The organism is Buttiauxella gaviniae ATCC 51604 (assembly GCF_001654835.1).
GTDB classification, from domain to species: Bacteria; Pseudomonadota; Gammaproteobacteria; order Enterobacterales; family Enterobacteriaceae; genus Buttiauxella; species Buttiauxella gaviniae.
This window is the reverse complement of the sequence record NZ_LXEP01000031.1, coordinates 460,057-480,224: the sequence shown is the minus strand read 5'-3', so window position 1 is coordinate 480,224 and position 20,168 is coordinate 460,057. Positions and strand designations below refer to the sequence as shown.

The following is a 20,168-nucleotide window of genomic DNA, read 5'->3' as shown; positions in this document are numbered from 1 at the left end:
ATGTTAATGAGGCGCCCGTATGAAAAATTTTGAAACATTCAGTAAGGGATGGTCCTATTTACCCTCAGGCAGGAGAAATTGATGAGAACCGTGTTCTTAATCGCACTATGTTGGGTCCTTCTTTTGCCTTGTGAATCGAGGGCGACAACTCTGCGCCTATCAACAGAGATCGACTTGCTGGTACTGGATGGGAAAAAAGTTTCCAGTTCTTTGCTAAGAGGTGCTGATAGCATTGAGTTGGACAATGGTCCGCATCAGTTAGTATTTCGTGTAGAAAAAAATATCAGAACTAATACGCGAGAACAGCGCCTTTATATTTCCCCACCTTTAGTGGTGAGTTTCGATACCAAAGAAGTCAGCCAGGTAAATTTCAATATTCCACGTATTGAAAATGATAAAGACAGCGATGAATTTGACCTGGCACCTCATCTTCAGCTGCTCGATGGTGATGCTGGAGTCATCCCATCGAAAGTGGATATTTTGCCGGTTAAAAACGCATCACAGGGAATCGACTACGAGCGGGATACTCAGGTTTACAACAAATCGGGGAAAACGGCGGCGGTAAAAGGATTCGCCACGATGATGGCAGACGACAGCGAACTACTCTCGAAAACATCTGAACTCGACGCTCCGCCTCGTCAATCCGATACGTTAATCGAGCAGCGCCTCAGATATTGGTTTCTACAAGCAGATAAACCTACCCGCGACCGTTTCTTGCAATGGGCAAAAGATAATCCAACGCAATAATTGGCTTCCAAACCCCGCATTTTTGACACCCTTCTCTTGCAGCATCAGTGGCTTCCAGTAAGCTGTAGCCAATATAAATCAATCAGGATTAACCAATGGAATTAACGACCCGCACCCTGGGGGAAAAAAAACATATTGCGCTGGTTGCACATGACCACTGTAAAGACGCCTTATTGAAATGGGTGGAGCGCCATAAAGTTAATCTTTCACATCACGTGTTGTACGCGACCGGCACCACCGGAAATCTCATCCAGCGTGGCAGCGGTCTTGATGTCAACGCTATGCTTAGTGGCCCGATGGGCGGCGATCAGCAAGTCGGTGCGTTGATTTCCGAAGGGAAAATTGATGTGCTGATTTTCTTCTGGGACCCGCTTAATGCAGTTCCACACGATCCTGACGTTAAAGCATTACTACGTCTGGCAACTGTGTGGAACATACCTGTTGCAACTAACTTATCAACCGCCGATTTTATTATTCAGTCGCCGGGCTTTAATCAGGCAGTTGAAATTTTAATCCCCGATTACGCACGTTATCTGGCAGAACGACTGAAGTAATTACGGTCGGTTTGCTGCGGGCACGCCAAGATGTTTCAGGATATCGACAAAACTGGACGGCTCCTGTTTGTTGAATAAAAGCCAGACTCGATGACGGGCCCGCGTCATCGCCACATACAATAATCGCCTTTCTTCAGCATCTGGATAATCTTCCGGCTGCGGCAATAATGCTTTTTCCATTACCGATTCTCGAGCCAAAGCCGGGAAACCATCTTTACCCTGCTGTAAGCCTAACACCACAACGTAGTCAGCCTGCTGCCCTTTACTGGCATGAACAGTCATAAAATCAATGGCGAGTTTTGGCCAGCGTGTTGCTGCCTTTTCCAGAATCGCCGGGCGTAAATGATGGTAACGGGCCAGAACGAGAATGCGCTGCTGCGGATTCACATACCCGCTCATCTTATCCAGCAGCGCTTCGAGCTGGTCATCAGCCAATAATGTGACGGATTTTTTATCGCCTTTAGATAGACTATTTAATGGCTTAGCCAACTGATGCGGATTTTGCTGTACGAACAGATTCGCTATTTCACCTATACGATCGTTGAAGCGATAAGTGGTATCTAACGCACACTGGTCTGCATCGCCAAAATGGTGAGCAAAAGCGGTGGTCAGCGACATTTCTGCACCACTGAATCGATAAATTGCCTGCCAGTCATCACCCACCGCATATAGAGAAGTATGCGAGTTTTGTTTTCTGAGTGCCGCCAGCAGTGCTGCACGCTGCGGCGAGATATCCTGAAATTCATCCACTAAAATATGCTTCCACGGGCTAATAAACCGCCCCTTTTCCAGCACATTAATAGCCTGATGTATCAAGCCTGAAAAATCGACTGCTTCTTCAGCTTTCAGCGCAGTTTTCCAACTTTTCAGTAAAGGGGCCATCAGCTTGACGCGTTTGGCAAAGAGATCGCCGATCTCTTCAGGCGCCTCGGCAATCATTTCTGCCTGCGAACCACCATGCATACGCATTAATCCCAACCAGCGATCTAACCGGCTTGCCAGACGCTTTGCCAATCGTTCATCTTTCCAGTATTCCCCTTCCGGCACGTCCCATTGCAGCTCGTCTCGTAACCACTCACGCCAGCCTTTTGCCTGCGCTTTTTTCTCACGACACTGCTGTTGCCAGCTTTCAATTAGCAATTTGTGACGTGCCGAAGTATCGGATTCCAGTTCGCTAACCCGCGGTACTTTTTTACTACCTTGCTGAATGATATGCAGTGCAAGAGCATGAAACGTACGAGCGGAGATAGCATCGGTATTCAAGCGTTCGGCAATTCGCTGATCCATCTCCTGCGCAGCTTTGCGCCCAAATGCCAGCAACAGGATTTGCTCTTCACTGGCTTCGCCGCGTTGTAATAGCCAACCGGCACGTGCAACAAGAACGGAGGTTTTGCCACTCCCCGCCCCCGCGACCACTAATAGCGAATCTTCGCCATTGACGACAGCACGAGCCTGAGAAGGATTCAGCGGAGAACTTTCGATGTGCTGGAAAAAATCAGCATACTTTTCCAGCATGTGATTGGTAAAAGCGGTATTGCGTTGATGGCGGCGCGTATCACCTTGTTCAAGCCAGGCTTTACAATGAAACCAAAGTTCGCGGCAATTTTCGAATTCATCAAGCCGTGCTAATGGCAGCGGTAGCGCTGAAAACGCAGCGCGAACATTTTGCTGTAACGCCTGCATATCACTGCGTTTAAACCATTTCTCTTGCTGAACCCTGCGTGTTATTTCGGCATATTGCTGTTGTAGCACCTGAGCTGCCACTTCGCTCATTTCAGTGCTCCAGTTCTGCCACTGTTCGTTCAGGTGATGATAGAAGTGTTGCGTTTCACTCCATTCCGTACCATGCAAACGCACGACTTTATCATCGGGCAAGACAAATTCCAGCTCGCCCCAAACCAGACCGCGCTTGCAATTAATTGCGATTAACTGATTGAATGGAATAAGGTATTCATGACGGTCACCCTTTACCTCTACACCCGCAGTCAGTAATCTCACCCGATTGTAGGGATGTTGTGCTAAATGTTTGCCAAGTGAGGTCGCTTTCAATTCCATTACGCTTTGCCTGATCCAAAAAATGGTTGTGGTTAAGTTTACCCGCCGAAGGAATGACGCTCCAGAGTAAAAACGCGTTACAATTGCTGTGGTTATTCATTTATCAACATTCATACCAACAAAGAGTGATTATGCGTACAGTCCTTAATGTATTGAACTTTGTACTGGGTGGTTTTCTCACCACTCTCTCTTGGTTGCTGGCCACTCTCGTCAGTATCATTTTTATTTTCACTCTCCCGCTGACTCGTTCCTGCTGGGAGATAACTAAACTCTCATTCGTTCCGTACGGCAACGAAGCTGTCCATGTTGATGATCTCAATCCGCAGGGTAAAAGCGCCATCCTGAACACCGGCGGTACGCTGCTAAACATTCTTTGGCTGGTGTTTTTCGGCTGGTGGCTCTGTGTGCTGCACATCTGTACCGGGATTGCACAGTGCATCACTATTATCGGCATTCCTGTAGGAATCGCTAACTTCAAGATAGCAGCGATTGCACTTTGGCCTGTGGGTCGCCGTGTCGTTTCTGTAGAAACTGCACAGGCTGCGCGTGAAGCTAATGCACGACGTCGTTTCCAGTAAATTTGACAAGAATAGTGAGTATTAATGCTTAGCCCAATTTTGCGCCGCTATACCTGGAACAGCACCTGGCTCTATAACTTACGTATTTTCATTGCGCTTACAGGCACTGCTGCGTTCCCATGGTGGTTGGGCGAGGTCAAGCTAACTATTCCGTTAACGCTTGGCGTTGTTGCAGCAGCTCTTGCAGATTTAGATGACCGTCTCACCGGCCGTTTACGTAATCTTCTGATTACTTTGGTTAGTTTCTTCATCGCTTCCGCTTCGGTGGAGTTGTTATATCCATGGCCTGTGCTGTTTGGTATTGGGCTAATGGTTTCTACCAGCGGGTTCATTCTTCTGGGTGGGTTAGGTCAGCGGTACGCCACTATCGCATTTGGGGCGTTGCTTATCGCCATCTATACCATGCTCGGCATTTCTTTGTACGATCACTGGTATCAACAACCCATTTTGCTGCTGGCAGGTGCCATCTGGTACAACTTACTGACGCTTGCCGGGCATCTTATATTCCCAATTCGACCGCTTCAGGATAACCTGGCTCGCTGTTATGAAAGCCTCGCGCATTATCTCGAAGTCAAAGCAACCCTATTTGACCCGGATATCGAAGAAGAAAGCCAGGCACCAATGCTTGAGCTCGCGATGGCAAATAGCCAGCTTGTGACAGTGCTGAATCAAACCAAAGGTTCGTTGCTGACACGCTTACGCGGAGATCGTGGACAGAGAGGCACTCGGCGGACTCTGCACTACTATTTTGTCGCTCAGGATATTCACGAGCGCGCCAGCTCTTCCCACATCCAGTACCAGGCACTGCGCGATAAGTTTCGCTACAGCGACATTATGTTTCGCTTTCAACGCCTGTTAACTATGCAATCTCAGGCCTGCTTGCAGCTTTCACGCTCCGTTTTATTACGCGTGAAATATCAACATGACCCACGGTTCGAGCGCGCGTTTACCCATCTTGACGCCGCCATTGAGAGATTAAAAACGGATCAGTATCTGGCGAGTGAATTAAAAGCACTTGGCTTCCTGGTGAGTAATTTGCGCGCCATTGATGCTCAGTTAGCCACTATTGAATCTGAACAAGCCCTCGCCGCTCCGCACAGCGATATTGAAAACCGCCTGTTGGATGATCGCTTAACTGGCTTTGGAGATATCTGGCAGCGATTAAAACGCAATTTAACACCAGAATCAGCGTTATTCCGCCATGCGGTGCGCATGTCCGTTGTACTGTGCGTCGGCTATGCATTTATTCAATTCACCGGGTTAAAACATGGCTACTGGATACTTTTGACCAGTCTCTTCGTTTGCCAACCTAACTACAGCGCCACTCGCCGACGCCTGGCTTTGCGTATTATTGGTACTTTGGTGGGTGTGGCCGTCGGGCTTCCGGTATTGTTCTTTGTGCCATCAATTGAAGGACAGCTTGTTTTAATTGTGATTACTGGCGTGCTCTTCTTTGCTTTTCGCAATGTGCAATATGCGCACGCCACCATGTTTATCACCTTGCTGGTGTTGCTCTGTTTCAACCTGTTGGGCGAAGGATTTGAAGTCGCAATGCCACGTATCTTCGATACCTTATTAGGATGTGCCATCGCCTGGGCCGCCGTAAGTTTCATTTGGCCTGACTGGCGTTTTCGCCGGTTGCCATTAGTGGTGGAGCGTGCATTTAACGCTAACTGCCGTTATCTGGATGCGATTCTTGAGCAATATCACCAGGGTCGTGACAATAGGCTTGAGTACCGTATTGCACGCCGGGACGCACATAATAAAGATGCTGAACTGGCTTCAGTTGTGTCGAATATGTCGTCTGAACCGCGTGTTTCAGCGGAGATGCGGGAAACAGCATTTCGCCTATTGTGTCTGAATCACACCTTCAACAGCTATATCTCAGCGTTGGGTGCACATCGTGAAAAACTGATCAACGAGGATATTTTGCTACTGCTTGATGATGCTGTGTGCTACGTCGACGATGCACTTCATCACCTGCCAGCAGATGAAGAGCGAGTACAAAAAGCACTTCAGGGACTATCTGAACGTATAACCACACTTGAACCGCAACCAGACTCCAAAGAGCCACTGGTGCTTCAGCAGATTGGTCTGCTGGTTGCGCTATTACCAGAAATATCGCGCCTTCAACAACTTGTGTCGCAACAACACAATTAACGTCTTTGGCGTTTCTCGTAATGATGTCCCCACTCGACCAACTCCTGGCGTGTTGCCGCCGGGAGTGCGGCCTCATGAATTCCGCAAATAGCGCCAGCTAATGCCAGCAATACCTGTACGCCAAGCCCTTTCTTAACGCCTCTGAGCTTTATCCAAGAGCGCTTTGCGCCGAAGGCATGAAGGGTACGCACATCAGCAATACCGACTTCCCACAACATCATCTCCAGACTGTGCGTTAAATTGGGTAAATCTTTAAGCCTTTGCTGAGCACGCTGCCGGGATTTTTCGCGACGGGCACTGAATAGAGCATCCATTGACAGTTGAACTAACTTTTCACGATCGCTCCACAACCCCTCATCAACGCGGTAATAATTTAGTTCGATAGTACGTCCACGTTTATTGTAAAGCAGAGGCTGCGAGGCTCGTTTAACAAAATAGACTTCCGTTTGTTCACATGCTCGCAGATAAAGCTCCCCTTCTGAAACCATGGCAAACACAACGTTTTGTACCATCAAGCTATACCCACCAAATAGTGACCGGCAGCCAATTTCTCCCAGTGGGGATAAGTATTCTTTAGATTGATGAATCCTCGCATAAGATCTTCTTTTCATGAATATATCCTTAAATATCATGCAGTAATTTATCGATACGGTTTATTAGCGCTCCCTGTAATACGAAAATAAGTAACCTAATCACTCACCGCAATCACATTCTCACTTTCCGTCGAATTACATGATGAAATTGCGAGACACTTTCCGAAATTTAGATTGATCTTTATCCAAACAGGCATTACTGTATATCCATACAGTAACCCATCAGGCGGGATTAACGATGCATTCACATAACGTTCGAACTCAGGTTGCCACTGTTACAAATGCTGTGCCTTCTACGGCCCAGTCATCTGCGGGTAACAACATTAAAGGGTTGATCAGTGAAGTGATCTACAGCGAAGATCAGCCATGGGTTACACAACTGGTTTTATTGCCACTGCTTCAACAACTGGGGCAACAGTCACGTTGGCAGCTGTGGCTAACACCACAGCAGAAATTAAGTCGTCAGTGGCTACAATCGGCAGGTCTTCCGCTGGCAAAAGTTATGCAAGTGAGCCAGTTAGATCCACTTTTCACCGTAGATGCTATGGTAAAAGCATTGCAGACAGGAAATTACAGCGTTGTTATCGGTTGGTTACCTGAAGAATTGACGGATGAAGAGCATTTGCAATTGTCATCTGCTGCCGAAATGGGGAATGCAATCGGCTTCATTATGCGACCAACCCGTATCTCGGAAACAGGGTGTCGACCACGAAGTGAGCTAAAAATTCATTCTAGTTTGTATCATTAAGTAAATTTAAGAGAATTCTTGGAACTTTTTATGAACCCTTGACAATTCATTGTGAATTATCAAGAATCCGCGTCCCAAGCCGCTCCAGGCGGCCTTCCAGCAAATCTTTAGAGTGTGAATTACGCGCAAAAATGTTAGAAAATGTGTATACAAGTCGTTTTTTTTCATATGCCTGACGGACTTCACACTTGTAAGTTTTAAACTACGTTGTAGACTTTAGCTCGCCAGGGTTGCTCTTCATAACACCGATTGATCGGTAGAGTAACAAGTGAGCATAAACTCGGGCGAAGGATTTAACCCTGGGCTTTAGAGCGATTTTAAAGCTCATGGCCTTTTTGGATGATAATGAGGCGCAAAAAATGAAAAAGACAGCTATCGCGATTGCAGTGGCACTGGCTGGCTTCGCTACCGTAGCGCAGGCCGCACCGAAAGATAACACCTGGTATGCAGGTGGTAAGTTGGGTTGGTCCCAATTCCACGACACCGGTTTCTCTAACCAGAACGGCTATGATAACGGCATCGGTAATGGCCCAACTCATGACAGCCAACTGGGTGCTGGTGCGTTCGGTGGTTACCAGGTTAACCCGTACGTTGGTTTTGAAATGGGTTATGACTGGTTAGGTCGTATGCCATATAAAGGCAGCGTAGAAAACGGTGCTTTCAAAGCGCAAGGCGTTCAATTGACCGCTAAACTGGGCTACCCAATCACTGACGATCTGGACATCTACACTCGTCTGGGTGGTATGGTATGGCGTGCAGATTCTACAGCTATGAATGCTGCTGGTAACCGTGTAAGCGATCACGACACTGGCGTATCTCCATTGGCTGCTGGTGGTATCGAGTGGGCAGTTACCCGCGATATCGCTACCCGTCTGGAATACCAGTGGACTAACAACATTGGTGACGCTGCTACCGTTGGTACTCGTCCAGACAACGGCTTGTTGAGCCTGGGTGTTTCTTACCGTTTCGGTCAGGGCGAAGTTGCAGCTCCAGTAGTAGCTCCAGCTCCAGCACCAGCTCCAGAAGTACAGACCAAGCACTTCACTCTGAAGTCTGATGTTCTGTTCAACTTCAACAAAGCAACTCTGAAACCAGAAGGTCAGCAGGCACTGGATCAGCTGTATACTCAGCTGAGCAACCTCGACCCGAAAGATGGTTCTGTTGTAGTTCTGGGCTTCACCGACCGTATCGGTTCTGACCAGTACAACCAGAAACTGTCTGACAAACGTGCACAGTCTGTTGTTGATTACCTGATCTCTAAAGGTATCCCAGCTAACAAGATCTCCCCACGCGGTATGGGCGAATCTAACCCAGTTACTGGCAACACCTGTGATAACGTAGCTCCTAAAGCTAAACTGATTGATTGCCTGGCTCCAGATCGTCGCGTAGAGATCGAAGTTAAAGGTATCAAAGACGTTGTAACTCAGCCTGCGGCATAAGTTACCGTTATAAAAAAACCCCGCTTAGGCGGGGTTTTTTGTTTTTATTCTTTGGTGAATGCACAGAACCGAAAAGCAGAGCTCAGGGTCAATACAACCGCCCCTCTACTCTTTGCCTAGCAAAGCCTGGAGATCCTGTTTGAGCGATGACATCTGATTGGCGTATTGCTCTTTACGCTCAGCATCTTCAATCAATTGCACAATAGTTTCTGAGAGGGTACACCCTCGTCGATGAGCAAGCCCTGCTAACCGCTGCCAAACCAAATATTCAAGGTCGATGGACTTCTTACGGGTATGTTGATGCTCGGCATTAAAGTGCCTTTTACGCCGCGCGCGGATAGTTTGCTTCATACGATTATGAAGCTCTGGATTCATATGTTTCTCAATCCAGCTCAACACATGCACAGGTTCATTTTCGAAGCGTAACAGTTCATCAACGGCTTCTTTCGCCGCACTAGCTTCGATGTAACGTGTAATTAATTCGCCTTCGCGGTGTTTTTTGACCAGATACTTCCACTTCCAGCCGCTCTCGAGATTTTCCAACTGTTGATATTTCATTGCGATCTCAGTGTGACCGTGTAACTCATTTCAGAATAACAGTTTTTTTTATTTTCGCTTACCTGAAAAATGAAAGCTGTGAGCTAAGTAAACTTGCCGCTCCGCATAAACCGTGTGCTACCTTCCCTATTCTTGTATAATCGCGCCTTTGACATCTAATTAATAAATAGCGACTTTGACGACTAATCGACTTGAATGGCGTGCTCTTGTACCTGATACCGAAAGCTATCAGGAAATTTTCGCACAGCCTTATGATTCCGAAACTGCCCCTTTCTCCGCTGTGCAACCCCGTCTGTCGTACGGACTGGTGCAGCTCAGCCAACCGGTAGCCTCGGCCGATCTGATGCTGGTAAAAGCCGCTGAAGAAGCCGAATACCTTAATCTTATTACCGAAGCAGCACGTGAGTGCTGGTCGCAAGACAACGCTCTGACGGGCGGCCACTACCTAGTAGAAGGCAGTCAGGCAACGTTACGGCCGGCCGAGTCCGCAGAAGACAATTTTGCAGGACTGTCTGAGGTTGTCGCTGCCGACTGGATTGAAGCGGACCAGCTGTTTGGCTGCGTGCGTCAGTTTGCAGGTGAAATTACTCTGACTCCGGGCCTGGTTCACCGTGCCAACGGTGGCATTCTGGTGCTATCGTTGCGTAGCGTATTAGCACAACCGCTGTTGTGGCTGCGCCTGAAGCAAATGGTCATTCAGGGTCGCTTCGACTGGATTTCACCCGACGAAACGCGTCCTCTTCCAATCAATATTCCTTCGTTACCATTGAGCCTGAAACTGGTTCTGGTTGGCGAGCGCGAATCGCTGGCAGACTTCCAGGATATGGAACCTGAGCTGGCTACTTCGGCGATTTATAGCGAATTTGAAGAAAACCTGCAGATTGCTTCTGCTGACGATATGGCGTTGTGGTGCCAGTGGATTTACGCAGTCGCCAAATCAAAATCTCTGCCTGCCCCTGCAACTGATGCATGGCCAGCGTTAATCCGTGAAGCCGTGCGTTATACCGGCGACCAGGAAACGCTGCCACTGTGTCCATCATGGATAAGCCGTCAGTTGCGCGAAGTCGCAGCCTTCACTGAAGAAGACAGCTTCGGTGCTGAAGAACTGACGCAAATGCTGGCACAGCGTGAATGGCGTGAAGGTTATCTTGCTGAACGCATGCAGGATGAAATTCTGCTTGAGCAAATCCTCATCGAAACCGAAGGGGAAATGGTTGGCCAGATCAACGCCTTGTCGGTGATTGAGTTCCCTGGGCATCCACGTGCATTTGGTGAACCTTCCCGTATCAGCTGTGTGGTGCATGTCGGTGATGGTGAATTTACTGACGTTGAACGCAAAGCTGAGTTAGGCGGCAATATTCATGCGAAAGGCATGATGATCATGCAGGCATTTTTGATGTCTGAACTGCAGCTTGACCAACAAATCCCCTTCTCTGCATCTCTGACTTTTGAACAGTCTTATAGTGAGGTGGATGGCGACAGCGCCTCAATGGCCGAACTGTGTGCATTAATCAGTGCGCTGGCGAATGTACCGATTTATCAGCACATCGCAGTGACGGGTTCAGTCGACCAGTTTGGTCGTGTACAACCGGTTGGCGGCCTGAATGAGAAGATTGAAGGTTTCTTCCGTATTTGCCAGCAACGCGAGTTTACCGGCAAGCAAGGGGTGATTATTCCTGTTTCCAATGTGCGTCACCTTTGCCTGCACCAGGACGTTCTGGATGCTGTAGAACAAGGGCAATTCACCATTTGGGCCATCGATGATGTCACTGATGCACTACCCTTATTAACAAATCTGCCATGGGATGGCGAAGGGCAAAATACACTCATGCGCGCGGTACAAGAGCGAATCGCTCAGGCATCCGCGCAAGATATTCGGCACCGCTATCCATGGCCACTGCGTTGGCTCAATTGGTTCAATCAAAACTGATCGGACTTGTTGAGCGTACACGTGTTAGCTAACATGCGTGCTTCATTACAATAAGGCTTACTGTAAACATGGTAGATAAACGCGAATCCTATACAAAAGAAGATCTTCTTGCCTCTGGTCGTGGCGAACTGTTTGGTGCTGAAGGCCCACGTTTGCCTGCGCCATCCATGCTGATGATGGACCGCGTCGTCAAGATGACCGAAGACGGCGGTAACTTCGATAAAGGTTACGTTGAAGCAGAATTAGATATTAATCCTGACCTGTGGTTCTTCGGTTGCCACTTTATCGGCGATCCAGTAATGCCTGGTTGCCTGGGTCTGGATGCGATGTGGCAGTTGGTAGGTTTTTACCTCGGCTGGTTAGGCGGTGAAGGTAAAGGCCGTGCACTGGGCGTGGGTGAAGTTAAACTCGCGGGCCAGATCTTGCCTACAGCGAAGAAAGTCACCTACCGTATTCACTTCAAACGCGTTATCAATCGCCGCCTGATTATGGGCCTGGCTGATGGTGAAGTGCTGGTTGATGGCCGTGTGATCTACACCGCGACCGATCTGAAAGTCGGTCTGTTCAAAGACACTACCGCTTTCTAGTCCTCTATACCCGTTAGCATTCAAGTTGCAGATAGGCGGCCAGGGAGTTTATCCCGATGAGCTTACTTAGGTAAGTGATTCGGGTAAGTGAGTGCAGCCAACACCCCTGCGGCTTGAAAGATGACGGGTATAAACGCGAAACCTCCGCTATGCGGAGGTTTCTTCTTCTAAAGAGACAGTGATTACGCGGTAACCGCCCTGTCTTCCATGGCTTCTCGCCAGCCTCCCATCCAGTACGACCTTTGATTCAGTGTCTGATAGGGACACATCTCTTTGGAGCGTCCGACGATACCTGCTTGATAACCACGTTGATGAGCCCGTTCCAGGCGATCTCGTTTTTGTCTCTTCATGCCTCGTTTCCCTCATTTCTATATAATCTGGTGGAAAGAAAACAGTGGCCACAAAACGTGCAACCACATATAAGCAATAACTCCTAAAGACTCTATCGTCAATGCGCAAAATTCACGCCAATGTCATAAATGTGAGCTACAAGAGTTTTGTTTTGTACAAAAAGTGTGAGAACGCATGGCTAACAAATTAATGCCAAAAGAAAAGCTGCGTTCCGCTTTGTAGGCGAATGACGCAGCTTTTTTGTGCTACTGAGATGATTAGTTAAAGCGAGTCAGCTCACCAGCGATACTTTTCGCTTCTTGCTGCCAGGCCTGAGCTAAGGTTTTCACCATGGCATCATAACCATCAGCTTCTTGCTTCAACTCAACATGGAACGGACGTTTAATCAATTGCCCCTGATGTTTGAGCAACCACTCGCCACTTACAATTACTTTCCCGTCATAACGTCCGTGAAAACCGGTCACGTTAACATTCAGAGTATCCTGATCGTTGCCAAGTGGTTGTGATGCCACCACCCAACCAGGTAACGCGCTACTCAGATTGCTGACAAGAGTATTTCGCAATTGCTGATCCAACGGACTTGCCCACAAATTGCTGGAGGCAATGACGTACTGCACCTCACTGGTCTGATAAACCACGCCATTGCCGGCGAGGTAATCAGGAACTGCAACCTGCTCTACCCACAATAAATGAGTTCCAGGCTGGCTCACAGCCTGCATGGCAGGTGCGGAGCTCTGAGGTAGCTGGTAATAGGTCTTTCCATTATCGCTGCTGCTACAGGCCGTTAGAGCCAATGCAGCAAAGAGTGGGAGCCATTTTTTCATTCTTTCGCCCTCTTCGGCTGGGGATCTTTTTTATCCTTCGCTTCAAAGACCAGCGAATTGCTCTTATCGTTCAACGTGCGCAGTACAGGTTGCAATTCACGCAGAACCTGGTCAAGACGCTGCATATCGGCCACCATCTTGTTGTAGGCCGCAGAACCCGGCTGGAAGCCCTGCATACTGCGATTAAGTTCACGCAGTGTTGACTGCATATCTTCAGGCAAAGATTGCATAGACTTATTCGCGGTAATCTTATTCAGATTATCGAGCGTCTGCTGCAAGCGCTTCATGGTTCGCTGACTTTCCGCAAGCGAATTGGTGGTTTGTTCAATCATCGGATTGAGCGGCAAGTTGTTAATCTTATCCAGTGTCTCCAACAAGCGTTGTTGGATTTGCGCCAGTCCACCACTCATCGTTGGGATTATCGGGTAACCCGCAAATGTCGGTAATTCGGTTACCGGCGGCGCTTTAGGATTGAAATCCAGGTCGATAAACAGTGCCCCGGTAACAATGCTGCCCGTTTTCATAGACGCTCGTAAACCACGTTTAATCAGGGCTGTCATGTTGTCCTGAATATGAACATCATCACCGACCAGATTTTGCAAACGCTCAGGTTCAAGACGGATCAGAACCGGAATACGGAAATCATCATTGATCTTCTGGCGCATCCCATCGGTAAAGAATGGCACCTTAGCCACGGTTCCCAATCGAATACCGCGGAACTCAACTGGTGCTCCTGGCTGCAAGCCACGCACTGAATCTTTAAAGAACATCAGGTAGTCAATATGATCGGTATACAGAGAATCCTGAATGCTTTTTTGATCGTCGAAGAGGTTGAACTCGCTACCCGGTTTCGCAGGTTTACCAAGCTCCCAGCCTTCTGGTACGTCAAAGCTTACACCGCCGCTAAACAGCGTTGTAAGAGACCCCATCTCTACGCGCATACCTTGCGAAGACATATCAACGGCAATACCGCTGTCTTTCCAAAAGCGTACGTTACTGGTCACCAGGCGATCGTTCGGCGCACTGATGAATAGCTGATAACTGATGCTACGTTTCGCCGCATCAAAGGTACTCGTTTCTACTGAACCAACTCTGTAGCCACGGAACAGCACCGGGTCACCTGGAGAAAGCTGCCCTGCTTTATTACTGTCGAGGGTAACGCGAATACCTTTAGCATCAGGTGGTGCCAATGGAGGAGCATCCAGCAAATCATATTTAGCAGATTGCGACCCCTTATTGCCCGGTTGCAGTTCGATATATGCACCGGAGAGCAGAGTACCAAGCCCGGAAATACCTTCACGCCCGACTTGCGGCTTAACGACCCAAAACACCGAGTCATTATGCAGAAGTTTTTCCATGCCCGAATTCAGCCGGGCTGTAATTTCGACATGAAGCAAATCGTCTGACAGCACCGCGCTTTCCACCACGCCCACATTAACACTACGGCTTTTAATCATGGTTTTCCCACCTTCGATGCCTTCGGCATTAGTGGTAATCAGCGCGACTTCGGGCCCTTGATGGCTGTAGTGATAAAATAAGATCCACGCGCCGATTAGCACGGTTACGATAGGGAAAATCCATACCGGGGACCAATTTTTCACCTTTGCTACTTTTGCTTCCCCGCTTTTATTTTCCATGCTCAGACGACTCCTCATGAGTTGAATCCGGTGCGCGATCCCAGGACAAGCGAGGGTCAAAGGTCATCGCTGCAAACATTGTCAAAATCACTACTAATGCAAACATCACGGCTCCGATCGCCGGGTAGATACTCATCAATCCTCCCATACGCACCAGGGCCGATAATACTGCTATAACGAACACATCGATCATTGACCAACGCCCGACAAATTCGACCACCTCGTAGATCAAATGCATTCTTTCACTGTCACGCCGACCGTGGCCTTTAGCATCCCAGCACAACCAGGCAATCGCTAACATTTTCAGTGTCGGAACCAAAATACTGGCGATGAAAATAACTCCAGCCACTGGATAAGAGCCTTCGCTCCACAACAAAATAACCCCGGCAATAATCGTCGACGGGATTTTGCTGCCCAGTACTTCAGTTATCATGATGGGCAATATATTTGCGGGTAGGTAAAGCATAATTGAAGTCAGCAGCAGAGCGAGTGTCCATTGCAAGCTATGACGGCGACGAACATACCCTTTGGTTTCGCAGCGCGGACAAATTTCCTGATCCTCTGGCACGATTGCTGTGCAGCATGAACAAGAACGCAACCCCTGACGAAGGCCTGATACACCGACTTTAAGCGGCACCGAAATCGCCGGCTCAGGCGCAATATCATCCCACAGCCAACGCCGGTCCACACACTGGAAAGCCCGGAGTTGCAACACACAGAACAGGCACCACGGAATAAAACTGCTCCCGACACCAATATCGCCATAAGCCATTAATTTGACGAAACTCACCAAGACGCCAGCAAGAAAAATTTCGGCCATACCCCAGGACTTTAGCTGGAATAGGATTCGTGCTAGGCGCTTTTTAAGAGTTAGTGGTAATGCCACCTGGTTAACTAATAACAAAATCGTGATTAAACAGAACGTAGGCACCGCCTGCACAAAGACCATAAAGAAAGTGCCGAGGCTCGCGTAGTCTTCATTGAACATGACGCCTGGAATTTCAAGCAGCGAAACTTCACTGCTGAGTCCTGCTACTTTCATGTTGATGAAGGGAAATAGGTTGGCAAGTAGCAACATAAACAGAGCTGCCAGCGCATAAGCTGTAGGACGTTGACGTGGTGAGGACCACTGAGTAAGAAGTGTTGTACCGCAACGTGGACAGACGGCCTTATGGCCGTCCTCCAATACTGGTAGCGCGACCAGTAAGTCACATTGTGAGCATAATATGTGTGAACGATGATGATGCGTGGCACACATATCGTGTCTCCTTGTGTTACGCGCCGTTTTTCAGAGCTTCGAGATATTCCCAGCGTTCAAAAGCCTCTTCCAGTGCTTTTTCTGCCGTGGTCAGGTCGCTCAATGTTTTTTGTGTGACATCGTGTGGCTGGTTAAAAAAATCACCATCCCCGACCTTAGCCTGGATAGCTTCCAGTTCCGCCTCAAGTTGTTCAAGACGTTGTGGTAATTGCTCTAATTCACGTTGCAGGTTATAGCTTAGCTTGCTACTTGCACGTTTAACAACTTCCGCCTTTGCAGGCTGGTTGTTTTGCGCCTTATCTGCCACAGAGTGGCGTAAAGTTTGCGCAGATGCCTGTTGGCCTTTGGCGTCATGATAACCACCGACGTAACGACCAATCTTGCCTTCGCCTTCAAAAATCCAGCATTCGGTAACAGTGTTGTCCACAAATTGACGATCGTGGCTCACCAACATAACCGTGCCCTGGTAACCATCAATCAACTCTTCAAGTAATTCGAGCGTTTCGACATCCAGGTCATTCGTCGGTTCATCGAGAATCATCAAGTTGCTAGGTTTTAGGAATAACTTCGCCAGTAAAAGACGGTTACGCTCACCACCAGACAACGCACGAACCGGAGTCATGGCGCGTTTCGGGTGGAAAAGGAAGTCCTGCAAGTAACCCAGTACATGGCGTGGCTTGCCGTTCACCATCACTTCTTGCTTACCTTCCGCCAGGTTGTCCATTACCGTACGATCAGGATCAAGCTCCGCGCGGTGTTGGTCAAAGTACGCCACTTCAAGCTTGGTACCGCAATGCACGCGCCCGCTGTCCGCTTTCAACTGATCTAACATCAGTTTCAACAATGTGGTTTTGCCACAGCCGTTTGGCCCCACCAACGCGATTTTGTCGCTGCGCTGTACCTGGGCTGAGAAATCCGACACCAGGTTTTTGTTAGCGATCTGGTAAAACACGTTTTCCATTTCAAAGACTATCTTGCCGGAACGCGCCGCTTCACCAACTTGCATTTTGGCGCTGCCCAACACTTCACGACGAGCACTACGTTCGTTACGCATCGCTTTCAAGGCACGCACACGGCCTTCGTTACGCGTACGGCGTGCTTTAATGCCCTGACGGATCCACACTTCTTCTTGCGCAAGTTTGCGATCAAACTCGGCGTTTTGCAGATCCTCAACACGCAGTGCTTCTTCTTTTGCCAATAGATACTGATCGTAATCGCCAGGGTAAGAAACCAGTTTGCCGCGATCAAGATCGACGATACGCGTCGCCATATTGCGAATAAATGAACGGTCGTGCGAGATGAAAATAATGCTGCCCTGGAACTCTTTCAGGAAACCTTCCAGCCAGTCGATAGCTTCGATATCCAGGTGGTTAGTTGGCTCATCAAGCAACAGAACGCGTGGAGAACTCACCAGCGCACGGCCCAGTGCCGCTTTACGCAACCAGCCGCCAGAAAGTGCCGACAGTTCAGTGTCAGCTTCCAGACCTAATTGTTCGAGCACTTCATTAATGCGGCTCTCCAGTTGCCAGAGATTCTGGTGATCAAGAATCTCCTGGATACGCGCCATTTCATTGAGGTTTTTATCGCTCGGGTCGGTCATCACTTTGTGGGAGATATCGTGATAGGCCTTGAGGTACTCGGCCTGCTCTTCCACGCCTTCTGCAACGAAGTCGTAAACCGTGCCCGCGACATTACGCGGAGGATCTTGTTGCAAACGCGCGACAATCAAATCCTGTTCGTAAACCATGCGCCCATCATCAAGCGGCACTTCACGGTTGAGGATTTTCATCAGTGTGGATTTACCTGCACCGTTACGGCCAACCAGACAGACGCGTTCGTTTTCTTCGATATGGAGTTCGGTGTTATCTAACAACGGTGCGTCGCTAAACGACAACCAGGCACCGTGCATACTAATCAATGACATGACAATTAATCCTTGGCTACGTGAGTAACGAGCCAGCAGTTATGAATTTGGCGATTACGGGCAAAATCTTGTGACAAGGTTTTCTGCGTGATTTCCTGAGCACTCAGGCCCAGATTAGCCAGCCCGTCAAAGTCCATTTTGAAGCCACGTTTATTGTTGGAGAACATAATGGTGCCGCCCTGGCGCAACAGACGCTTAAGGTCTTTCATCAGCACGATATGGTCGCGCTGAACATCAAAAGATTCTTCCATTCGTTTTGAGTTTGAGAACGTCGGTGGATCGATAAAAATCAGATCAAACTGTTCATCGGTTTCACGCAACCAGCCCAGGCAATCAGCCTGAACCAGGCGGTGTGCACGGCCACTCAAGCCGTTAAGACGCAAGTTACGCTCAGCCCACTCCAGGTAAGTACGAGACATATCGACGGTGGTCGTCGTTTTAGCACCACCTAAACCTGCGTGAACTGTCGCACTGCCGGTATAAGCAAACAGGTTAAGGAAATCTTTCCCTTTGCTCATTTTGCCCAGCATTTGGCGCGCAATACGGTGGTCGAGGAACAAACCGGTATCAAGATAGTCAGTCAGGTTGACCCATAGACGAGCGTTATATTCGCTCACTTCCATGAAGTCGCCTTTCTCATCCATTTTCTGATACTGACTTTTCCCTTTCTGGCGTTCACGGGTTTTCAGGATCAGTCGGTTGGATGGCAATTCCAGTACAGACATTGTTGCAGCGATCACGTCAAACAGACGCTGACGTGCTTTATTGGCATCAACCGTTTTAGGCGGCGCGTATTCCTGAACCACAACCCACTCGCCGTAGCGGTCAACAGCAACGTTATAGTCTGGCAAATCGGCATCGTAAATTCGGTAGCATTCGATGCCTTCCTGACGCGCCCATTTATCGAGTTTTTTGATATTTTTGCGCAGGCGGTTCGCGTAATCATCAGCGATCTGGCCTGATTGCACACCCGTGCTGGTGGCAGATAATTGATAGTTTTTCTGAACACAATCCAGCGGGCCGTTCTTCGCTTTAAACTGGCGTTCGGCACGCAGTTGCAGGCAGCTAAGCAAATCCGGAGATGCGCTAAACAGTGACAAATTCCAGCCGCCAAAATGGTTTTTCATATTGCGGCCAAGCAGGCTGTGCAATGCAATCAGCGCAGGTTCGCTATCCAGACGCTCGCCGTATGGCGGGTTACTGACAACCGTACCAACCGGGCCTTCCGGCAGCGGATTGGTTAATTTAGCCACGTCTTTGACTTCGTAACTGATGATATCGCCCAGACCCGCACGACGGGTATTGGCACGAGCGCGTTCGATAACGCGTGAATCGTTATCCGAACCATAGAAACGCGAAGTATATTCGCCAAGGCCTTTGCGAGCGCGAACCTGTGCTTCGGTGGTGATCTCTTTCCACAGATCGAAATCATGGTTCGCCCAACCAAGGAAGCCCCAATGTTTGCGATGTAAACCAGGCGCACGATCGGTGGCGATCATCGCAGCTTCAATCAACAGCGTGCCGGAACCGCACATTGGATCGAGCAGCGGAGTACCCGGCTGCCAGCCTGAACGCATAACAATAGCTGATGCCAGCGTTTCTTTAATAGGAGCAGCACCAGTGCTATCGCGGTAACCGCGCTGATGTAGACCTTCGCCGCTTAAATCCAGCGCGATGCTGGCGGTATCTTTGTTCAGCCAAACGTTAATGCGCAGATCTGGTTGTTCACGTTCAACGTTCGGACGCGGCAAGTTTTTACGTGTGAAGGAGTCAACAATCGCATCCTTCACTTTTAACGCGCCGTACTGACTGTTACGGATAACGTCATTCAGACCACTGAAATGCACTGCAAATGTGGCATCCGAGCCAAACAATGCAGGCCAGTCGATGGTCTGTACACCCAGATATAAATCCAGGTCGCTATAAACACTGCATTCATTTAATGGCAGCAAAATGCGGGACGCAAGACGGCTCCACATCAAGCTTTGATAGAGCAGACGTGAGTCCCCCTGGTAATGTACGCCGCCCTGAACCACCTGGCATGCTTGCGCACCAAGGCCCTCCAGTTCAGTTTTTAATAGCTCTTCAAGCCCACGCGCCGTACTGGCAAACAGAGAATTCATATCGTCACTTAATCAGGTATAAAAAGAAAATTGTGGCGCATTATAGCCAATCCGCCACGCATGTCATAAAGTTGGCCTCTTATATTCTCTTTTTCTTCATTT

General features: G+C 48.8%; 17 protein-coding genes. 8 read left to right on the top strand and 9 right to left on the bottom strand.

Going from position 1 to position 20,168, the window contains the following annotated elements; genetic code table 11:
* Positions 1 to 81 precede the first annotated feature (81 nt).
* Together csgI and mgsA are read left to right on the top strand one after the other, a co-directional pair.
* Entirely contained in the window at positions 82 to 747 is a 666-nt protein-coding gene (csgI, locus tag M977_RS17990) for a curli synthesis inhibitor (protein WP_064517613.1), read from the top strand.
* Between the two features lie 95 nt (positions 748 to 842).
* Complete coding sequence (gene mgsA / locus M977_RS17985) at positions 843 to 1,301, top strand: methylglyoxal synthase (RefSeq protein ID WP_064517611.1); 459 nt, start codon at positions 843 to 845, stop codon at positions 1,299 to 1,301.
* Here mgsA and helD read toward each other — a convergent pair whose 3' ends face one another.
* Complete coding sequence (gene helD / locus M977_RS17980; protein ID WP_064517609.1) at positions 1,302 to 3,356, bottom strand: DNA helicase IV; 2,055 nt, start codon at positions 3,354 to 3,356, stop codon at positions 1,302 to 1,304.
* Between the two features lie 131 nt (positions 3,357 to 3,487).
* On the opposite strand from helD, the gene M977_RS17975 reads away from it, so the two are divergent.
* Both M977_RS17975 and yccS read left to right on the top strand, forming a co-directional pair.
* The gene (locus tag M977_RS17975) at positions 3,488 to 3,934 is read left to right on the top strand and encodes a YccF domain-containing protein (RefSeq protein WP_064517694.1); all 447 of its coding nucleotides are present in this window, start codon (positions 3,488 to 3,490) and stop codon (positions 3,932 to 3,934) included.
* A gap of 24 nt (positions 3,935 to 3,958) precedes the next feature.
* A complete protein-coding gene (yccS, locus tag M977_RS17970) occupies positions 3,959 to 6,094 on the top strand; it encodes a YccS family putative transporter (RefSeq protein ID WP_064517608.1) in 2,136 nt (711 codons plus the stop codon).
* On the opposite strand, the gene M977_RS17965 is transcribed toward yccS, so the two are convergent.
* Positions 6,091 to 6,705 (bottom strand): TfoX/Sxy family DNA transformation protein, encoded by a 615-nt coding sequence (locus M977_RS17965; RefSeq protein WP_064517606.1) that lies wholly within the window; start codon positions 6,703 to 6,705, stop codon positions 6,091 to 6,093. The genes yccS and M977_RS17965 overlap by 4 nt on opposite strands.
* Before the next feature lie 220 nt (positions 6,706 to 6,925).
* On the opposite strand from M977_RS17965, the gene sulA reads away from it, so the two are divergent.
* Positions 6,926 to 7,435 (top strand): SOS-induced cell division inhibitor SulA, encoded by a 510-nt coding sequence (gene sulA, locus M977_RS17960; protein WP_064517604.1) that lies wholly within the window; start codon positions 6,926 to 6,928, stop codon positions 7,433 to 7,435.
* 359 nt (positions 7,436 to 7,794) lie between these two features.
* Complete coding sequence (gene ompA, locus M977_RS17955) at positions 7,795 to 8,874, top strand: porin OmpA (RefSeq protein WP_134183548.1); 1,080 nt, start codon at positions 7,795 to 7,797, stop codon at positions 8,872 to 8,874.
* 105 nt (positions 8,875 to 8,979) lie between these two features.
* Here ompA and matP read toward each other — a convergent pair whose 3' ends face one another.
* Entirely contained in the window at positions 8,980 to 9,432 is a 453-nt protein-coding gene (matP, locus tag M977_RS17950; RefSeq protein WP_064517602.1) for a macrodomain Ter protein MatP, read from the bottom strand.
* 175 nt (positions 9,433 to 9,607) lie between these two features.
* On the opposite strand from matP, the gene M977_RS17945 reads away from it, so the two are divergent.
* A complete protein-coding gene (locus tag M977_RS17945; RefSeq protein WP_064517601.1) occupies positions 9,608 to 11,362 on the top strand; it encodes an AAA family ATPase in 1,755 nt (584 codons plus the stop codon).
* 68 nt (positions 11,363 to 11,430) lie between these two features.
* On the top strand, positions 11,431 to 11,949 hold the full coding sequence (gene fabA, locus M977_RS17940; protein WP_034456318.1) for a bifunctional 3-hydroxydecanoyl-ACP dehydratase/trans-2-decenoyl-ACP isomerase: 519 nt from the start codon (positions 11,431 to 11,433) through the stop codon (positions 11,947 to 11,949).
* A gap of 182 nt (positions 11,950 to 12,131) precedes the next feature.
* Here the strand turns inward: fabA and rmf are convergent, their stop codons facing one another.
* The 6 genes from rmf to rlmKL form a co-directional block, all read right to left on the bottom strand.
* Positions 12,132 to 12,299, bottom strand: a complete 168-nt coding sequence (rmf, locus tag M977_RS17935) for a ribosome modulation factor (RefSeq protein ID WP_034456319.1) — start codon at positions 12,297 to 12,299, stop codon at positions 12,132 to 12,134.
* Positions 12,300 to 12,557: 258 nt separating this feature from the next.
* Positions 12,558 to 13,124 carry a membrane integrity-associated transporter subunit PqiC gene (gene pqiC / locus M977_RS17930; protein ID WP_064517598.1) on the bottom strand — a complete coding sequence of 189 codons (567 nt, stop codon included), beginning with the start codon at positions 13,122 to 13,124 and terminating at the stop codon, positions 12,558 to 12,560.
* A complete protein-coding gene (pqiB, locus tag M977_RS17925; RefSeq protein ID WP_064517596.1) occupies positions 13,121 to 14,761 on the bottom strand; it encodes an intermembrane transport protein PqiB in 1,641 nt (546 codons plus the stop codon). Before pqiB ends, pqiC begins: the two co-directional genes overlap by 4 nt.
* Positions 14,751 to 16,019: a membrane integrity-associated transporter subunit PqiA gene (pqiA, locus tag M977_RS17920; RefSeq protein ID WP_064517594.1), complete on the bottom strand. Its 1,269-nt coding sequence runs from the start codon at positions 16,017 to 16,019 to the stop codon at positions 14,751 to 14,753. Before pqiA ends, pqiB begins: the two co-directional genes overlap by 11 nt.
* 16 nt (positions 16,020 to 16,035) lie before the next feature.
* A complete protein-coding gene (locus tag M977_RS17915; protein WP_064517592.1) occupies positions 16,036 to 17,943 on the bottom strand; it encodes an ABC transporter ATP-binding protein in 1,908 nt (635 codons plus the stop codon).
* A 5-nt stretch (positions 17,944 to 17,948) separates the two neighbouring features.
* The gene (gene rlmKL / locus M977_RS17910) at positions 17,949 to 20,066 is read right to left on the bottom strand and encodes a bifunctional 23S rRNA (guanine(2069)-N(7))-methyltransferase RlmK/23S rRNA (guanine(2445)-N(2))-methyltransferase RlmL (RefSeq protein WP_064517590.1); all 2,118 of its coding nucleotides are present in this window, start codon (positions 20,064 to 20,066) and stop codon (positions 17,949 to 17,951) included.
* Positions 20,067 to 20,168 lie beyond the last annotated feature (102 nt).

What these genes read in the sequence shown, in the direction of transcription:
- yccS (WP_064517608.1), top strand. Translation starts at nt 3,959, where the DNA reads ATGCTTAGCCCAATTTTGCGCCGCTATACCTGGAACAGCACCTGGCTC.
- pqiB (WP_064517596.1), bottom strand. Translation starts at nt 14,761, where the DNA reads ATGGAAAATAAAAGCGGGGAAGCAAAAGTAGCAAAGGTGAAAAATTGG.
- fabA (WP_034456318.1), top strand. Translation starts at nt 11,431, where the DNA reads ATGGTAGATAAACGCGAATCCTATACAAAAGAAGATCTTCTTGCCTCT.
- mgsA (WP_064517611.1), top strand. Translation starts at nt 843, where the DNA reads ATGGAATTAACGACCCGCACCCTGGGGGAAAAAAAACATATTGCGCTG.
- csgI (WP_064517613.1), top strand. Translation starts at nt 82, where the DNA reads ATGAGAACCGTGTTCTTAATCGCACTATGTTGGGTCCTTCTTTTGCCT.
- rlmKL (WP_064517590.1), bottom strand. Translation starts at nt 20,066, where the DNA reads ATGAATTCTCTGTTTGCCAGTACGGCGCGTGGGCTTGAAGAGCTATTA.
- sulA (WP_064517604.1), top strand. Translation starts at nt 6,926, where the DNA reads ATGCATTCACATAACGTTCGAACTCAGGTTGCCACTGTTACAAATGCT.
- pqiC (WP_064517598.1), bottom strand. Translation starts at nt 13,124, where the DNA reads ATGAAAAAATGGCTCCCACTCTTTGCTGCATTGGCTCTAACGGCCTGT.
- ompA (WP_134183548.1), top strand. Translation starts at nt 7,795, where the DNA reads ATGAAAAAGACAGCTATCGCGATTGCAGTGGCACTGGCTGGCTTCGCT.
- M977_RS17975 (WP_064517694.1), top strand. Translation starts at nt 3,488, where the DNA reads ATGCGTACAGTCCTTAATGTATTGAACTTTGTACTGGGTGGTTTTCTC.
- rmf (WP_034456319.1), bottom strand. Translation starts at nt 12,299, where the DNA reads ATGAAGAGACAAAAACGAGATCGCCTGGAACGGGCTCATCAACGTGGT.
- M977_RS17915 (WP_064517592.1), bottom strand. Translation starts at nt 17,943, where the DNA reads ATGTCATTGATTAGTATGCACGGTGCCTGGTTGTCGTTTAGCGACGCA.
- helD (WP_064517609.1), bottom strand. Translation starts at nt 3,356, where the DNA reads ATGGAATTGAAAGCGACCTCACTTGGCAAACATTTAGCACAACATCCC.
- pqiA (WP_064517594.1), bottom strand. Translation starts at nt 16,019, where the DNA reads ATGTGTGCCACGCATCATCATCGTTCACACATATTATGCTCACAATGT.
- M977_RS17965 (WP_064517606.1), bottom strand. Translation starts at nt 6,705, where the DNA reads ATGAAAAGAAGATCTTATGCGAGGATTCATCAATCTAAAGAATACTTA.
- matP (WP_064517602.1), bottom strand. Translation starts at nt 9,432, where the DNA reads ATGAAATATCAACAGTTGGAAAATCTCGAGAGCGGCTGGAAGTGGAAG.